At 70.6% G+C, this 15839-nt stretch carries 15 protein-coding genes; 1 reads left to right on the top strand and 14 read right to left on the bottom strand.

Features of this window, described 5'->3' with window-relative positions; all coding sequences use genetic code 11:
- Positions 1–119 precede the first annotated feature (119 nt).
- The 14 genes from metK to pyrR all read right to left on the bottom strand — a co-directional run bounded on the left by metK (position 120) and on the right by pyrR (position 14835).
- On the bottom strand, positions 120–1307 hold the full coding sequence (gene metK, locus Pth03_RS11260; RefSeq protein WP_203944129.1) for a methionine adenosyltransferase: 1188 nt from the start codon (positions 1305–1307) through the stop codon (positions 120–122).
- Between the two features lie 173 nt (positions 1308–1480).
- Positions 1481–1849, bottom strand: coding sequence for a hypothetical protein (locus Pth03_RS11255; RefSeq protein WP_203944128.1), 369 nt, complete (start codon positions 1847–1849; stop codon positions 1481–1483).
- A 114-nt stretch (positions 1850–1963) separates the two neighbouring features.
- Positions 1964–3157, bottom strand: a complete 1194-nt coding sequence (gene coaBC, locus Pth03_RS11250) for a bifunctional phosphopantothenoylcysteine decarboxylase/phosphopantothenate--cysteine ligase CoaBC (protein ID WP_203944127.1) — start codon at positions 3155–3157, stop codon at positions 1964–1966.
- 72 nt (positions 3158–3229) lie between these two features.
- Positions 3230–3493 carry a DNA-directed RNA polymerase subunit omega gene (gene rpoZ / locus Pth03_RS11245; RefSeq protein ID WP_203944126.1) on the bottom strand — a complete coding sequence of 88 codons (264 nt, stop codon included), beginning with the start codon at positions 3491–3493 and terminating at the stop codon, positions 3230–3232.
- A gap of 12 nt (positions 3494–3505) precedes the next feature.
- Entirely contained in the window at positions 3506–4069 is a 564-nt protein-coding gene (gene gmk / locus Pth03_RS11240; RefSeq protein ID WP_203944125.1) for a guanylate kinase, read from the bottom strand.
- A gap of 123 nt (positions 4070–4192) precedes the next feature.
- Positions 4193–4516, bottom strand: a complete 324-nt coding sequence (mihF, locus tag Pth03_RS11235) for an integration host factor, actinobacterial type (RefSeq protein ID WP_203880608.1) — start codon at positions 4514–4516, stop codon at positions 4193–4195.
- 498 nt (positions 4517–5014) lie between these two features.
- Positions 5015–5713, bottom strand: coding sequence for an orotidine-5'-phosphate decarboxylase (gene pyrF / locus Pth03_RS11230; RefSeq protein ID WP_239118937.1), 699 nt, complete (start codon positions 5711–5713; stop codon positions 5015–5017).
- Positions 5710–6684 (bottom strand): dihydroorotate dehydrogenase, encoded by a 975-nt coding sequence (locus tag Pth03_RS11225; protein ID WP_203944308.1) that lies wholly within the window; start codon positions 6682–6684, stop codon positions 5710–5712. Before Pth03_RS11225 ends, pyrF begins: the two co-directional genes overlap by 4 nt.
- Positions 6685–6705: 21 nt before the next feature.
- Entirely contained in the window at positions 6706–7563 is an 858-nt protein-coding gene (locus Pth03_RS11220; RefSeq protein ID WP_239118936.1) for a dihydroorotate dehydrogenase electron transfer subunit, read from the bottom strand.
- Between the two features lie 14 nt (positions 7564–7577).
- On the bottom strand, positions 7578–10856 hold the full coding sequence (gene carB / locus Pth03_RS11215; protein ID WP_203944124.1) for a carbamoyl-phosphate synthase large subunit: 3279 nt from the start codon (positions 10854–10856) through the stop codon (positions 7578–7580).
- On the bottom strand, positions 10849–12054 hold the full coding sequence (gene carA / locus Pth03_RS11210; RefSeq protein ID WP_203944123.1) for a glutamine-hydrolyzing carbamoyl-phosphate synthase small subunit: 1206 nt from the start codon (positions 12052–12054) through the stop codon (positions 10849–10851). The genes carB and carA overlap by 8 nt, the downstream gene beginning before the upstream one ends.
- Positions 12051–13352: a dihydroorotase gene (locus Pth03_RS11205; RefSeq protein WP_203944122.1), complete on the bottom strand. Its 1302-nt coding sequence runs from the start codon at positions 13350–13352 to the stop codon at positions 12051–12053. Before Pth03_RS11205 ends, carA begins: the two co-directional genes overlap by 4 nt.
- Positions 13349–14281, bottom strand: a complete 933-nt coding sequence (locus Pth03_RS11200) for an aspartate carbamoyltransferase catalytic subunit (RefSeq protein ID WP_203944121.1) — start codon at positions 14279–14281, stop codon at positions 13349–13351. The genes Pth03_RS11205 and Pth03_RS11200 overlap by 4 nt, the downstream gene beginning before the upstream one ends.
- Positions 14278–14835: a bifunctional pyr operon transcriptional regulator/uracil phosphoribosyltransferase PyrR gene (gene pyrR, locus Pth03_RS11195; protein ID WP_203944120.1), complete on the bottom strand. Its 558-nt coding sequence runs from the start codon at positions 14833–14835 to the stop codon at positions 14278–14280. The genes Pth03_RS11200 and pyrR overlap by 4 nt, the downstream gene beginning before the upstream one ends.
- A gap of 404 nt (positions 14836–15239) precedes the next feature.
- On the opposite strand from pyrR, the gene bldD reads away from it, so the two are divergent.
- Complete coding sequence (gene bldD / locus Pth03_RS11190; protein ID WP_203944119.1) at positions 15240–15734, top strand: transcriptional regulator BldD; 495 nt, start codon at positions 15240–15242, stop codon at positions 15732–15734.
- Positions 15735–15839 lie beyond the last annotated feature (105 nt).

The raw sequence follows: 15839 nt of genomic DNA, 5'->3' as shown, positions 1-15839 counted from the left end.
CGCCCGCGGAGAGCGGGCGCCGTTTCAGCGAGTCTTTCGGTATCCCCTGCGCTCCCCGCCATCACGCCCCTGCCCGCGCGGTCGCGCGCCGGCAGGGGTGGAGCAGCGGGGAGGGGCCGTCAGAGGCCGGCGGCCTTGCGGAGGGCCTCGGCGCGGTCGGTGGACTCCCAGGAGACGCCCTCGCGGCCGAAGTGCCCGTAGGCGGCGGTCTCGGCGTAGATCGGGCGCAGCAGGTCGAGGTCGCGGATGATCGCGGCGGGGCGCAGGTCGAAGACCTGGAGCACCGCCTCCTGGATCGTCTCGACCGAGACCTTCTCGGTGCCGAAGGTCTCGATGAACAGGCCGACCGGCTTCGCCTTGCCGATGGCGTAGGCGACCTGGACCTCACAGCGGTCGGCGAGCTCGGCCGCGACCACGTTCTTGGCGACCCAGCGCATGGCGTAGGCGGCCGAGCGGTCCACCTTCGACGGGTCCTTGCCGGAGAAGGCACCGCCGCCGTGACGGGCCATGCCGCCGTAAGTGTCGATGATGATCTTGCGACCGGTGAGGCCGGCGTCGCCCATCGGGCCGCCGATCTCGAAACGCCCGGTCGGGTTGACCAGCAGGCGGTAGCCCTCGGTCTCGATCTCCAGGTCGGCCAGGACCGGCTCCACGACGTGCTCGCGGATGTCGGGGGTCAGCATCTCCCTGAGGTCGATCTCCGGAGCGTGCTGGGTGGAGACGACGACCGTGTCGAGGCGGACCGGGCGGTCGCCGTCATACTCGATCGTGACCTGCGTCTTGCCGTCGGGGCGCAGGTACGGCACGGTGCCGTTCTTGCGGACCTCCGACAGGCGGCGCGCCATGCGGTGGGCCAGCGTGATCGGCAGTGGCATCAGCTCGGGGGTCTCGCGGCAGGCGTAGCCGAACATCAGGCCCTGGTCGCCGGCGCCCTGGCGGTCGAGGTCGTCGGCGCCCTCGCCCTCACGAAGCTCGTAGGCGGAGTCGACACCCTGGGCGATGTCGGGCGACTGCGCGCCGATGGACACCGAGACGCCGCAGGAGGCGCCGTCGAAGCCCTTGTGCGAGGCGTCGTAGCCGATCTCGAGGATCTTCTCGCGGATCAGGGCTGGGATGTCGATATAGGTCTCCGTCGTCACCTCGCCGGCGACGTGGACCTGGCCGGTGGTGATCAGCGTCTCGACGGCGACCCGGCTCTTGGGGTCGTCCTTGAGCATGGCGTCGAGAATCGCGTCACTGATCTGGTCGGCGATCTTGTCCGGGTGGCCCTCGGTAACCGACTCGGAGGTGAACAGGCGACGGGACAACTCAGTGGCTCCTCATGCAGCGGCTGCTGACGTTCGAGAGTGACCGGCGATAGGGCTCTACCGGCGGCCACTCCAATGCAGACGCGAGTCTAGCCTCACCTGGCCTTGCGCCGCGAAACCATCCAGATTCCGGGCGTTCCGCCAATCTCGCACAACCTTCCCCGGGCATGGTCTCAAAGATCGGGTAACGGGTCGCGCGGCAGGTCACCCGGGGTGAAGGCCTCCGCGTCCGCGGCCGCGACCACGGCGGCGTACTCGCCGTCGACCTCGAACGCCATTCCGCCGAACTCGATCGTCGGCCCTTCCCGGGTGGCGATCGGCCCGAGACGCGTACGGCGGGGAAAGGTGGCCCAGACGCCCGACGGCTCCGGGCGGCCGAACACCGACGTGGACAGGAGCGTGACCGACAGGTCCGTCACGACGACGAGGAAGGGGGCGGTGTGCGGGGGGCCGAGCGACGACACGGGGAAGACGTAGCGGATGTCCTCACCGGGACGGAGAAACGTACGGCAGCGCTCCCTGATCGAGGCGGACACCGGCATGGCCATCGCTCCCTCGCGCCACCACCCATGTAACGGCCAGGTCACGGCAGGCCCGTGACATCCACGCCGACGGCAGGACGGGCCCGTGAGGGGGTCTGGCTCTACCGGGGGCTTTCAGGAAAGACGCGCCGCCACCAGATCCCAGACTACGTCGGCGAGATCCTCTTTGGGACCCCTCGGAATCTCCACGGGATCGCCGCCCCGCACGAGCACGACGGCGGCGTTGTCGGGTGTGCCGAACGCGAGGCCGGCGCCCACCTGGTTGACCACCAGCAGGTCGCAGCCCTTGCGCTCGAGCTTGGCCCGCCCGTTGGCGAGCACGTCGTCGGTCTCGGCCGCGAAGCCCACGACGACCCTCGGGAAGGGCGCCGTCTTGCGCATGTCGCCGAGCTCGGCCAGCACGTCCGGGTTCTTGGCGAGATGAATGGGCTCGGGCTCGCCGGGCGACTTCTTGATCTTGGATTCGCTCTGCCGGACGGGCCGGAAGTCGGCGACGGCGGCGGCCATCACCACGGCGTCGGCGTGCGCCGAGGCCGACAGCACCGCCTCGCGGAGCTGTCCGGTGGACTCGACGCGCACCACCTTGGCCCCCGCGGGGTCGGGCAGCGCGACGTTGGCCGACACGAGGGTGACCTCGGCTCCGCGGGCCACGGCCGTACGGGCGAGCGCATAGCCCTGCAGGCCCGACGAGCGGTTGCCGATGAAGCGGACGGGGTCGATGGCCTCGCGGGTCCCGCCGGCTGAGACGACGACGTGCCTGCCGGCCAGGTCGAGGGTCCGGCCGGAGAGCACCCGGCGGCAGACCTCGAAGATCTCGGCGGGGTCGGGGAGGCGGCCGGGGCCGGTGTCGGCGCCGGTGAGCCGGCCGACGGCGGGCTCGATCACGATCGCGCCCCGCTCGCGAAGGGTGGCCACGTTGGCCCGGGTGGCGGGGTGCTCCCACATCTCCGTGTGCATCGCGGGGGCGAAGACCACCGGGCAGCGGGCCGTCAGGAGCGTGTTGGTGAGCAGATCGTCGGCGTGGCCGCCGGCGGCCCGCGCGAGCACGTCGGCCGTGGCGGGAGCCACGACCAGCAGGTCGGCGTTCTGGCCGATGCGGACGTGCGGGACCTCGTGCACCGATTCCCAGACCTCGGTCGTCACGGGGTTGCCCGACAAGGCGGCCCATGTCGGCTCGCCGACGAACCGCAGGGCGTCTCGGGTGGGCACGACGCGTACGTCATGGCCGGATTCGGTGAAAAGGCGCAGGAGCTCGCAGGATTTGTAGACCGCGATGCCGGCGCTGACGCCCAGGACGATCGAACTCATGGATGTGCCACAGGGTCACGCCCGCTCATGGGCGCCCGTGGCCGCGTGAGCGGGACGAGCGCCGAAAGCGGCTCAGCCCTCGATGGGCTCGGAGGTGAGCAGGCCCTCGCTGACCTCGCGGAGCGCGATGGACAGCGGCTTCTCCTGCGCCTGGGTCTCCACGAGGGGCCCGACGTATTCGAGCAGGCCCTCGCCGAGCTGCGAGTAGTAGGCGTTGATCTGGCGCGCCCGCTTCGCACCCATGATCACCAGGCTGTACTTGCTGTCGACGATGTCGAGCAGCGAGTCGATCGACGGGTTGGTGATGCCTTCGGCATACCCTGCGCTGCTTGCCACGTTGTGATTCCTCTAGCTAGACGAACGTCTCATCAAGGCTATCAGCCGATGGCACACGTCCTTGACGGATGTGTTGACCAAGGTGAGGTCGAATTCCTTCTCGGCCGCCATCTCGATCCGGCCGACGTCGAGCCGGCGGGCAATGACGTCGGGCGGCTCGGTGCCGCGCCCGCGCAGCCGCCGCTCCAGCTCTTCCCAGCTCGGCGGGGCCAGGAAGACGAGCAGGGCCTCGGCCATGCTACACCGCACCTGGCGGGCGCCCTGAAGGTCGATCTCCAGGAGTGCGGGCACTCCGGACGCGAGCTTCTCCATGACGGCCGCGCGCGGCGTGCCGTACCGGTTGCCCGCGAACTCGGCCCATTCGAGGAGCTCCCCCGCGGCGACCATCCGGTCGAACTCCGCGTCGTCGGCGAAGAAGTACTCCACGCCGTGGGTCTCCCCTGGCCGGGGCTTACGGGTGGTCACCGAGACCGACAGCCACACCTCTGGGTGAGACCGCCGGAGCTCGGCGACGACCGTGGACTTCCCGACGCCCGACGGACCGGACAGGACCGTCAGGCGCCGGTTCTGGGGCATGGAGTCACCGCCACTTGTCTCGGATCCACTGGAAACCACTGCCTCGTGGGCACGGTCCTCAGCGGACCAAGACGTGCCGGACACTCCGTACCCCCCGTGAAACGTGCTCGTGCGTAACCGAGATCAGCTCTCGGCGCCGCCGAACTCGCGCTCCAGGGACGCGCGCTGGTTGGCGCCGAGACCCCGCACGCGGCGGGATTCGGCGATACCAAGGCGCTCCATGAGCTGCTTGGCGCGGACCTTGCCGACGCCAGGGAGCGACTCCAGCAGAGCCGAGACCTTCATCTTGCCGATGACGTCGTCGGTCTGCCCATCCTTCAGCACCTCAGCCAGAGAAACCCCGCCGTGCTTGAGCCGGTTCTTGACCTCGGCACGCTCCTTGCGTGCCTTGGCAGCCTTCTCAAGAGCTGCGGCGCGCTGCTCGGGGGTCAGGGGAGGAAGAGCCACGCCGGGTCACCTCGAATTTCTGTCGATGTACTCGGACGGGAGGGGAAACTAGCTGGTCTATGCCCCATCCGGCAACGTCAAGGGCTGTTTCCGTGCCCACAAAATCAATTCTACTACTCGTGGTAATGTAAATCTCACTCTATGTATATCAAAACCGCCTCATCAGCCCTGTAACCGAGCAGCGCTCGGAATGGATCTTCCAACCCCGAAACAGTGCCTGTCGGACGCCGCCGCGCCCCCGCGAAGGGCTCTTCGCGAAGGCTCGCGGAACCGCCTTCCCGGCCCCCCGCGGCGCCCGAATCAGCCTCCGGCAGAGCCCTCGCACGGCCCACGGCGCGCCCCCGGCGGGACCCCTCCGAGGCCTCCGCCGAACCCGCCACGCGAAGCCCTGGGGGCCTCCCCGAGAACCTCCGTGAAGCCCTCCGGGGAGCCGTCCCGAACCGCCGTACGGCCCCGGCGGGAACGTCCCGTGAACTCTCGGGTGCCCGCGCGCCGGCGTCAGTGGCTCACCTTGCGCAGCGCGGCGGCGATCGCGGCGGCGGCCGCCCCGGGGTCGGGAGCGCCGGTGATCGGCCGCCCGATGACGAGAAGATCGGCCCCGTGGCTCAGAGCGTCCTCGGGAGTCGCTACTCTTGCCTGATCCTGAGTGTCGGCACCGGCGGGCCGCACACCCGGGGTGATGAGCGTGATGCCCGGCCCCACCTCTGCCCGCACGGCGGCGACCTCGCGCGGCGAGCAGACGAGGGCCTGGGCGCCCGCGCCGACCGCGATGGCCGCCAACCGGCGCGCGGCGTCGACGGGGGTGCCCTGGACGCCGAGCGCGGCCAGGTCGGTCTCGGACAGCGACGTGAGAAGTGTCACGGCGGCGATCTGGGAATTCGGCGCGGCCTCCACGGCGGCCTTGATCATCGCGGGCCCGCCCGACGCGTGGACGGTCAGGATGGCCGGCTTGAGCCGGGCGACCGCACGCGCGGCTGCGGCCACGGTGTTCGGGATGTCGTGGAGCTTGAGATCGAGGAAGACCTGCACGCCGCTCGCGCCGCGAACCGACGCGATGACGTCGGGGCCGTAGCGCAGGTAGAGCTCCAGCCCCACCTTCACGGTCGACACGTGTGGCGTCACCAGGCCCGCCCAGTGTGCCGCGGTGTCCAGGTCGGGTGCGTCCAGCGCGACGGCGATGGGAGCGGACGTGCTCAAAGGGAACTCTCCTCCAGATCGGTTCTGCCCCGGGGTCCTGATCCCGGTGGGCGGTGGGCCAGGCCGACGGCGTCGGCGAGGCGGTCGAACCCGCGCTCTGTGAGGAGCTCCTCGAGCTCCCTCATGATGCGCGGGCAGGCGTACGGGTCGTGGAACAGGGCGGTGCCCACCGCGACGGCGCAGGCGCCCGCCAGGACGAACTCCAGCGCGTCCCTGCCGGTCGTCACGCCGCCCATGCCGATGATGGGTACCCCCGGCAGCGCCGCGTGGACCTGCCAGACGCAGCGGACCGCCAGGGGCCGTACGGCGGGCCCGGAAAGGCCTCCTGTGCCCGCCGCCAGGGACGGGCGCATGGTCTCCACGTCTATGCTCATGCCGACAGGTGTGTTGATCATGGCGAGGGCGTCGGCTCCGCCGTCCACGCAGGAGCGCGCGACGGCGACGATGTCGGCGACGTCAGGGGTGAGCTTGGCGATGACGGGGACGTCGTACCGCGTGGCGGCGCGCACGGACGCGATCACCTCGGCCGCCGAGGAGCCGTCGCGGGCGAACACCCGGCCGCGGTCCTCGACGTTGGGGCACGACAGGTTGACCTCGACGGCCGTCACTCCGGGCGCGTCGGCCAGCCGCCGCGCCAGGGCCGTGTATTCGGCGACGGTGCCGCCGCCGATGGACACCACGGTCCTCGCGCCCCGCTCGGCCAGCCAGGGCAGCTCCTGGGTCAGGAACGCCTCGATGCCGGGGCCCTGGAGCCCGACGGCGTTCAGCAGCCCCGAAGGCGTCTCCGCCATCCTGGGCGTCGGGCGTCCGGCCCGCGGCGCCATGGTGATCGACCGGGTGGTGAAGGCGCCCAGCCGCATGACGTCGAAGAACTGCGCCAGCTCCCGGCCCGTGCCTCCGCAGCCGGAGGCGGTGAGGACCGGGTTGGGCAGCTCGACGTGGGCGATGTAACTGCGGAGGTCGGCCCCTATCGCCGCTCACCCCAACCCGGCTCAGGCATGGCGTCCCCCGGGCGCGCCGAGGGCGTCGAACGGGATGGTGCCGACGTCGTCGAACCGCACCCGCTCCCCCCGGAACACCGGACCATCGACGCAGGCCCTGACCATGCGGGTGACGCCGTCGTCGCCGATCACCGGCAGCACGCACGTCATGCACACGCCGATCCCGCAGGCCATGGCCTCCTCGACGGCGACCTGCACGGGGATGTCGAACTCGACGGCGACCGACGTCACCCCGCGCAACATCTCCATGGGGCCGCACGCGTAGACCACGTCCGCCCTGGCGTCGGCGATCACGCCGGGCAGCACGTCGGTCACCTTGCCGCGCATGCCGAGCGAGCCGTCCTCAGTGGTCAAGGTGGTGGTCTCCCCCATCCTGCGGGCCCTGAGCGCGCCGAACACCCGGTCGGCGCTCGGCGCTCCCAGCACGAAGTCGATACGGCAGCCGCGCCGCTGCAGCGCGTCGCCCAGGGCGAAAAGCGACGCCGAGCCGTACTCGGAGCCCACGAGGACGCACGTGCACGGGTCGCGCGGAAGGGGAAACGGACGCCCCAGCGGGCCGACCAGGTCCAGGGTGTCCCTGGCCCTCAGGTCGGCCAGCCAGGCCGTTCCCGGGCCGCGCACGCTGAAGACCAGCTCCACCGTGCCACCGTAGTCCGGCTTCACATCGTGTACGGCGAAGGCCCGCCGTGTCAGCATCGAGGTGCCTGGGCCGCCGACGGCGACGCCGACGAAGTGCCCCGGCCGGGACCGGTCGGCCACACCGGGGGCGACGACGGTGAGCGCATGGTAGGCGTCCACCCGGCGCGTCGTCAGCACCGTGCCCGTCACCTGCACCGGACTACCGGCCACCGGCCGCTCCTCCCCTACCCCTTGAGCCTCCGCGCGTGCTCCTGGAGCGACCGTACGCCCACGTCGCCCCGGACGATGTGCTGGATGCCCTGAACCGCCGCGGCGAGCCCCTGCACCGTCGTGATGCAGGCGATGCCGCGCAGCACGGCGGCGGTGCGGATCTCGTAGCCGTCGAGCCGCGGCCCGGCCTGGCCGGGGCTGCCGAACGGCGTGTTCACGATGAGATCCACCTCGCCGTCCAGGATGCGCCGCACGATGGTCGGCTCACCGTCGGGACCGGGCCCGTCACTCTGCTTGCGCACGATCTTGGCATGGACGCCGTTACGGCGCAGCACCTCCGCCGTACCCTCTGTCGCCAAAATCTCGAAACCGAGGTCGGCCAGCGCCTTCACCGGGAAGATGACGGCGCGTTTGTCCTTGTTCGCCACGGACACGAAGGCCCGGCCCTTGGTGGGGAGGGCCCCGTAGGCGGCCGACTGCGACTTGGCGTAGGCGGTGCCGAAGAACTCGTCGATGCCCATCACCTCGCCGGTGGAGCGCATCTCCGGGCCGAGGACCGTGTCGACCCCGCGGAACCGGTTGAACGGGAGCACCGCCTCCTTGACCGCGATGGGCGCGTCCAGCGGCAGCGTGCCGCCGTCGCCCGTGGCGGGCAGCATGCCCTCGGCGCGCAACTCGGCGACGGTCGCCCCCAGCATCACGCGCGCGGCCGCCTTGGCCAGCGGCACCGCCGTCGCCTTGGACACGAACGGCACCGTACGGCTGGCCCGCGGGTTGGCCTCCAGGACGTAGAGGACCCCGGCGGCCATGGCGTACTGCACGTTCAGCAGCCCGCGCACGCCCACTCCACGGGCGATGGCCTCGGTGGCGGCGCGGATGCGCTTGATGTCGAAGCCGCCGAGCGTGATCGGCGGCAGGGCGCACGCCGAGTCGCCGGAGTGGATGCCGGCCTCCTCGATGTGCTCCATGACTCCGCCGAGGTAGAGCTCCTCACCGTCGAACAGGGCGTCCACGTCGATCTCGATGGCGTCGTCGAGGAACCTGTCGATGAGGACCGGATGGTCGGTCGCCGCCTTGGACATGTAGGTCTGCAGGGTGTCGTCGTCGTAGACGATCGCCATGCCGGCCCCGCCCAGGACGTACGACGGCCGCACCAGCACCGGGTAGCCGATCTCCGCCGCGACGGCCTGCGCCTCGGCCACGGTCCTCGCGGTCCCGAACTTGGGCGCGGGCAGCCCGGCCTCGGCCAGCACCTGCCCGAACGCGCCGCGCTCCTCGGCCAGGTGGATCGACTCGGGCGAGGTGCCGACGACCGGCACCCCGGCGTCCTTGAGCGCCTGCGCGAGCCCGAGCGGGGTCTGCCCGCCGAGCTGCACGATGACGCCGACGACCGGGCCGGTCTCCTGCTCGGCGTGCACGACCTCCAGGACGTCCTCCAGGGTGAGCGGCTCGAAGTAGAGCCGGTCGGAGGTGTCGTAGTCGGTCGAGACCGTCTCGGGGTTGCAGTTGACCATCACGGTCTCGTAGCCGGCCCTGGCCAGCTCGAACGACGCGTGGACGCAGGCGTAGTCGAACTCGATGCCCTGCCCGATCCGGTTGGGCCCGCTGCCAAGGATGATCACCTTGGGGCGCTCGCCGTGCGGAACCTCGGTCTCCTCGTCGTAGGTGGAGTAGAGGTAGGGCGTGCGCGCGGCGAACTCGGCGGCGCAGGTGTCGACGGTGTTGTAGACGGGCCGCAGTCCGAGCGCGTACCGGGCCTGCCGCACCTCGCTCTCCTCGGCGCCGACGATCTCGGCGATCTGGGCGTCGGAGAACCCGTGCGCCTTGGCGGTGGCGAGCGTGGCGGCGTCGAGGCCGCCGATCGAGCGGGCCACCTCGTCGATCGCGAAGAGCTGGTCGACGAACCAGGGGTCGATCCGCGTCGCCTCGAAGAGCTGCTCGGGGGTCGCCCCTGCCCTGATGGCCTGCTGCATCGTGCGCAGCCGGCCGTCGTGCGGGATGCGGCAGGCGTTCAGCAGCTCGGTGAGATCACCCGGCTCGCCCGCCCACGTGAACGACGACCCCTTCTTCTCCTGCGACCTGAGGGCCTTCTGAAGCGCCTCCGGGAACGACCGGCCGATGGCCATGACCTCGCCGACCGACTTCATGTGCGTCGTCAGGGTCTGGTCGGCCCCGGCGAACTTCTCGAACGCGAACCGCGGCACCTTGACGACGATGTAGTCCAGGGAGGGCTCGAACGACGCCGGGGTCTCCTTGGTGATGTCGTTGGGCACCTCGTCGAGCGTGTAGCCGATGGCCAGCTTCGCCGCGATCTTCGCGATCGGGAAGCCGGTGGCCTTCGACGCCAGAGCCGAGGACCGGGAGACCCGCGGGTTCATCTCGATGACGATCATGCGCCCGGTGTCCGGGTCGACCGCGAACTGGATGTTGCAGCCGCCGGTGTCCACGCCGACCTCGCGGATGACCGCGATCGCGACGTCGCGCATGTTCTGGTATTCGCGGTCGGTGAGCGTCAGGGCGGGCGCCACGGTCACACTGTCGCCCGTGTGCACGCCCATGGGGTCGATGTTCTCGATCGAGCACACGATCACGACGTTGTCGTTGCGGTCGCGCATGACCTCGAGCTCGTACTCCTTCCAGCCGAGGATGGACTCCTCCAGGAGCACCTCGGTGGTCGGCGACGCGTCCAGCCCGGCCCCGGCGATGCGGCGCAGGTCGGCCTCGTCGTGGGCGAACCCGGAGCCGGCCCCACCCATGGTGAAGGAGGGCCGCACGACGACCGGGTAACCCAGCTCCTGCGCGCCGCGGAGGCACTCCTCCATGGTGTGGCACACGACACTGCGGGCCGACTCGGCGTTCAGGCCGCGCTCCTCGGCGACCTTGGCGACGATCTCCTTGAAGCGCTCGCGGTTCTCCCCCGCCTGGATGGCGTCGAAGTTGGCGCCGATCAGCTCGACGCCGTACTTCTCCAGCACGCCCGCCTCGTGCAGCGCGACGGCGGCGTTGAGCGCGGTCTGGCCGCCCAGCGTGGGCAGCAGCGCATCGGGCCGCTCCTTGGCGATGATCTTCTCGACGATGTCCGGGGTGATCGGCTCGACGTAGGTGGCGTCGGCGAACTCGGGGTCCGTCATGATCGTGGCCGGGTTGCTGTTGACCAGGATCACGCGGAAACCCTCGGCCCGCAGCACGCGGCACGCCTGAGTGCCCGAGTAGTCGAACTCGCAGGCCTGCCCGATGACGATCGGACCGGAGCCGATCACCATGATCGACCTGATGTCCGTGCGCTTAGGCACCCTGCGTCTCCTTCTCACTCGCCGTGTCACCGGTCGCGCCCGGTCGCTCACTCGCAGGATCGAAGACCCCTTGAGCGCCGCTCGCTCGCTCCCTCCTGCGCTCCATCAGCTCGCAGAACTCGTCGAACAAATACGCCGCGTCGTGCGGCCCGGCCGCGGCCTCAGGGTGGTACTGCACACTGAACGCCGGCCGGTCGAGCAGCCGCAGCCCCTCGACGCATCCGTCGTTGAGATTGACGTGGCTCACCTCGGCCCTGCCGTACGGGGTGTCGAACGGCCCGTCCAGCGGAGCCTGTACGGCGAAGCCGTGGTTGTGCGCGGAGATCTCGACCTTGCCCGTGCGCCGGTCCTGCACGGGCTGGTTGACCCCGCGATGGCCGTAGCGCAGCTTGTAGGTGCCGAGACCGAGCGCGCGGCCGAAGATCTGGTTGCCGAAGCAGATGCCGAAGAACGGCACGCCCGCCTCCAGCACGCCGCGCAGCGCCGCCACGGCGTCGTCCGCGGTGGCGGGGTCGCCGGGCCCGTTGGAGAAGAAGACGCCGTCGGGCTTGAGGGCGAGGATGTCCGCGTGCGTCGAGCCCGGGGGCAGCACGTGGACCTCGCACCCGCGCTCGGCCATCCGCTGGGGCGTCATGCCCTTGATGCCGAGGTCGACCGCGGCCACCGTGAAGCGGCGCTCCCCGACGGCCTCCACGACGTACGGCTCGGCCGTGCCGGCCTCACCGGCCAGGTCGGCTCCCTCCATGCGGGGCGAGAGCCGTACGCGCTCGACCAGTTCCTCGACCGGAGCGAGGGCCGGGCCGGAGAAGACGCCGGCGCGCATGGCCCCGCGTTCACGCAGATGACGGGTGAGCGCCCGGGTGCCGCGCATCGCGATCCCGACGACGCCCTGGTCGCGCAGGTAGTCGTCGAGCGAGCGGGTGGAGCGCCAGTTGGAGGGGATCCGGGACGGCTCCCGCACGACGTAGCCGGCGACCCAGACCCGGCCCGACTCGGGGTCCTCCTCGTTGACGCCGGTGTTGCCGATGTGCGGCGCGGTCATCGCCACGATCTGCCGGTGATACGACGGGTCGGTCAGGGTCTCCTGGTATCCGGTCATGCCGGTGTTGAAGACGATCTCCCCGAAGGTCTCCCCCACCGCGCCGTACGGCGTTCCCTCGAAGACACGGCCGTCCTCGAGCACGAGCAGCGCTGTCATACCAGCTTCCCTTCCAGAACGGTCGGGCGGCCGCGCAGGAACGTGGCCACGACCCGGCCGGGCAGTTCCATGCCCTCATACGGCGTGTTGCGGCTTCGGGAGGCCATCGCCGACGGGTCGACGAGAGCCCGGAACGAGGGGTCGTACAGGGTGATGTTGGCCAGGGCGCCGGCCTCGAGCGGCAGGCCGTGGCCGGGCAGGCGGCCGATCCGCGCAGGCCGCGCCGACATGCGGTCGGCGACGGCCGCCCAGTCGAGCAGGCCGGTCTCGACCATGGCCTCCTGAACCACCGACAGCGCGGTCTCCAGGCCGATCATGCCCATGGCCGCGGCGCTCCACTCGGTCTCCTTGTCCTCGACCGGGTGGGGGGCGTGGTCGGTGGCGACGCAGTCGATCGTGCCGTCGGCCAGCGCCTCGCGCAGCACCCGCACGTCCTCGTCGGTGCGCAGCGGCGGGTTGACCTTGTAGATCGGGTTGTACGGCCCGATCGGCGAGCGCTCGGCGCGCGAGTCGGTGAGCAGCAGGTGGTGCGGGGTGACCTCGGCGGTGACGTCCCAGCCCTTCGACTTGGCCCAGCGGATGATCTCCACGGAGCCCGCCGTGGACACGTGGCACACGTGCAGGCGCGAGCCGACGTGCGCGGCCAGCAGGCAGTCACGCGCGATGATCGCCTCCTCGGCGACGGCCGGCCAGCCGGTCAGGCCGAGCCTGCCGGAGACCTCGCCCTCGTTGAGCTGCGCGCCCTCGGTCAGTCGCGACTCCTGGGCGTGCTGGGCGACCACGCCGTCGAACGCCTTGACGTATTCCAGCGCCCGGCGCATCAGCAGCGCGTCGGAGACGCACTTGCCGTCGTCGGAGAAGACGCGGACCCGGGCGGCCGAGTCGGCCATCGCCCCGAGTTCGGCCAGATGGCGGCCCTCCAGGCCGGAGGTCACGGCGCCCACCGGCTGCACGTCGCAGTGGCCGTACTCCTGGCCGAGCCGCCAGACCTGCTCGACGACGCCGGCGGTGTCGGCGACCGGGGAGGTGTTGGCCATGGCGTGGACCGCGGTGTATCCGCCGCGGGCCGCCGCCTGGGTGCCCGTCTCGACGGTCTCGGCGTCTTCCCGGCCCGGCTCCCGCAGGTGCGTGTGCAGGTCGACCAGGCCGGGCAGCGCGATCAGGCCGTCCGCGTCGACGGTCAGGCCGGCGCTCGCCGCGCCGAGGTCGCCGATCTCGGCGATCACGCCGTCCTTGACGAGGATGTCGGCCGGGGCGCCGCCGAGGATCGCGGCCCCCTTGATCAGGATGGTGTTCACGCGATTCCTCCGATGGCGGGCTCAGAGCCGCCCAGCAGCAGATACAGGACGGCCATGCGCACGGTGACGCCGTTGGCCACCTGTTCCACGATGGTCGAGCGCGGCGAGTCCGCGACCTCGGCGGAGATCTCCATGCCGCGGTTCATCGGGCCGGGGTGCATGACGATCGCGTCGTCGTGCAGGCGGGCGAACCGGTCGCGGTCGAGACCGTAGCGCCTGCTGTACTCCCTGGCGGAGGGGAAGTAGGCGGCGTTCATCCGCTCCAGCTGCACGCGCAGCATCATCACCACGTCCGACTTGGGCAGCACGGCGTCGAGGTCGTAGGACACCTGGCACGGCCAGGTCTCCACCGAGACCGGCAGCAGCGTCGGCGGGGCGACGAGCGTGACCTCCGCGCCGAGCGTGTGCAGCAGCAGCACGTTGGACCGGGCGACCCGGCTGTGCAGGACGTCGCCGACCACGGCGACCTTGAGCCCTTCCAGCCTGCCCATCCTGCGCCGCATGCTGAACGCGTCGAGCAGCGCCTGGGTCGGGTGTTCGTGGGTGCCGTCGCCGGCGTTGACCACGCTGCCGCGCACCCAGTTCGCCAGCCGGTGGGGGGCGCCGGAGGCGCCGTGCCTGATGACGACGGCGTCGGCTCCCATGGCCTCGAGGGTGAGCGCGGTGTCCTTGAGCGACTCGCCCTTCGACACGCTCGACCCCTTGGCCGAGAAGTTGATCACATCGGCCGACAGGCGCTTGGCCGCCGCCTCGAACGAGATGCGGGTGCGGGTGGAGTCCTCGAAGAAGAGGTTGACCACGGTGCGGCCGCGCAGCGTGGGCAGCTTCTTGATGGACCGCTCGGTGACCCTCGCCATCTCCTCGGCGGTGTCGAGCACGAGGAGGGCGTCGGCGCGGGTCAGCTCGCCCGCCGAGATCAGGTGCCTCATCGGGCCTCCTCCTTGATGAGCAGGACGGCGTCGCGCCCGTCGGTCTCCTCCAGGTAGACCTTCACCTTCTCCGCCATGGACGTCGGCAGGTTCTTGCCCACGTAGTCGGCCCGAATGGGCAGCTCGCGGTGGCCGCGGTCGACGAGGGTCGCGAGCTGCACGGCCCGGGGGCGGCCCACGTCGTTGAGCGCGTCGAGCGCCGCACGCACGGTGCGGCCGGAGAACAGGACGTCGTCGACGAGCACGACGGTCCGGCCGTCGATGCCGTCGGGTGGCAGGTCGGTACGGCCCAGCGGACGAGCCGGCCGCAGGCGCAGGTCGTCGCGGTACATCGTGATGTCGATGGTGCCGACGGGCACCTTCATCCCCTCGAACTGCGCGATTCGCTCGGCCAGCCGGCGGGCCAGCGTGGCGCCGCGGGTGGGGATGCCCAGGAGCACGACGCTTTGGGCGCCCTTGGTGCGTTCGAGGATCTCGTGAGCGATGCGGGTGAGAGCCCGGTGGATGTCGGGGCCCTCCAGCACGGCACGGGCCTGATTCTGGACGTCGGGCATGAAAAAATCACCACCTTTCCCGCCTCACGGGACGGGTCTTAAAAGGGTGTTCGGTCGTTTCAGGTTAGCAGCACGGCCTTCGCCGCCCTCTAGCCAGGGACGATGCGTGGAAGGTCCCACTCGGCCCCGTACGGTGGAGGGGTCCGAAACTCCCCGCCTGCGCCGGGTGTCGGGGATTTCAGTCAGAGCACTGTTTGACGCTCTTTTTTCCAATCGGCTTGACCTTTGACAGTGTCGGCTTTACCGTCACTGTCCGTAACCACAACTCGCGACCTTCCTGGGTAAAACCCGACGCAGTGGTCACCGAAGGTGCCCGGCTCGGGCACCAACCCCGGTGTTCGGAACGCTCGGGCCAAGGACGCACAATCAAGTGAGAACAGACATAGAAAGCCGGGGGCCATCCAATGCCGTCTGACTACGCCAAGTCCCTGGGCGCACGACTCCGCGCCATCCGCACCCAGCAGGGCCTGTCCTTGCACGGTGTCGAGGAGAAGTCACGTGGCCGCTGGAAGGCCGTGGTCGTGGGCTCCTACGAGCGTGGCGACCGTGCGGTGACCGTGCAGAAGCTCGCCGAACTTGCCGATTTCTACGGGGTGCCGGTGTCGGAGTTGCTTCCCGGGGGCGCCGCGCCGAGCCCGCTCGCTCCCGCCCCGAAGCTTGTCATCGACCTTGAGCGGCTCTCACAGCTGCCCAAGGAGAAGGCCGGCCCGCTGGCCCGTTACGCGGCGACCATCCAGAGCCAGCGCGGCGACTACAACGGCAAGGTGCTGTCGATCCGCCAGGAGGACCTGCGCTCCCTCGCCGTCATCTATGACAAGTCGCCGGTGGAGCTGACCGAGGAGTTCATCACCTGGGGTGTGCTCGACGCGGAGGCTCGACGCGCGGTCGAGTCGTTCTGACGTTTCTCGCGCCGGTGTTTCCGGCACCGGCGCGCCTGCGGAGACCGGCGTCCCCTGCCCTGTGGCGTAGTCGCGGGGGGCCCGGTCCGTCCCATGATGCCCGGG

The sequence above is a fragment of the Planotetraspora thailandica genome, assembly GCF_016863335.1.
GTDB lineage: Bacteria > Actinomycetota > Actinomycetes > Streptosporangiales > Streptosporangiaceae > Planotetraspora > Planotetraspora thailandica.
The sequence above is the reverse complement of the archived record's forward strand: the minus strand, read 5'-3'. Positions and strand labels throughout refer to the sequence as shown.

Coding starts and splice junctions, on each gene's coding strand:
- pyrR (WP_203944120.1), bottom strand. CDS start 14,835: ATGCCCGACGTCCAGAATCAGGCCCGTGCCGTGCTGGAGGGCCCCGAC.
- gmk (WP_203944125.1), bottom strand. CDS start 4,069: ATGCCCCAGAACCGGCGCCTGACGGTCCTGTCCGGTCCGTCGGGCGTC.
- Pth03_RS11200 (WP_203944121.1), bottom strand. CDS start 14,281: ATGAGGCACCTGATCTCGGCGGGCGAGCTGACCCGCGCCGACGCCCTC.
- Pth03_RS11255 (WP_203944128.1), bottom strand. CDS start 1,849: ATGCCGGTGTCCGCCTCGATCAGGGAGCGCTGCCGTACGTTTCTCCGT.
- bldD (WP_203944119.1), top strand. CDS start 15,240: ATGCCGTCTGACTACGCCAAGTCCCTGGGCGCACGACTCCGCGCCATC.
- coaBC (WP_203944127.1), bottom strand. CDS start 3,157: ATGAGTTCGATCGTCCTGGGCGTCAGCGCCGGCATCGCGGTCTACAAA.
- carA (WP_203944123.1), bottom strand. CDS start 12,054: ATGACAGCGCTGCTCGTGCTCGAGGACGGCCGTGTCTTCGAGGGAACG.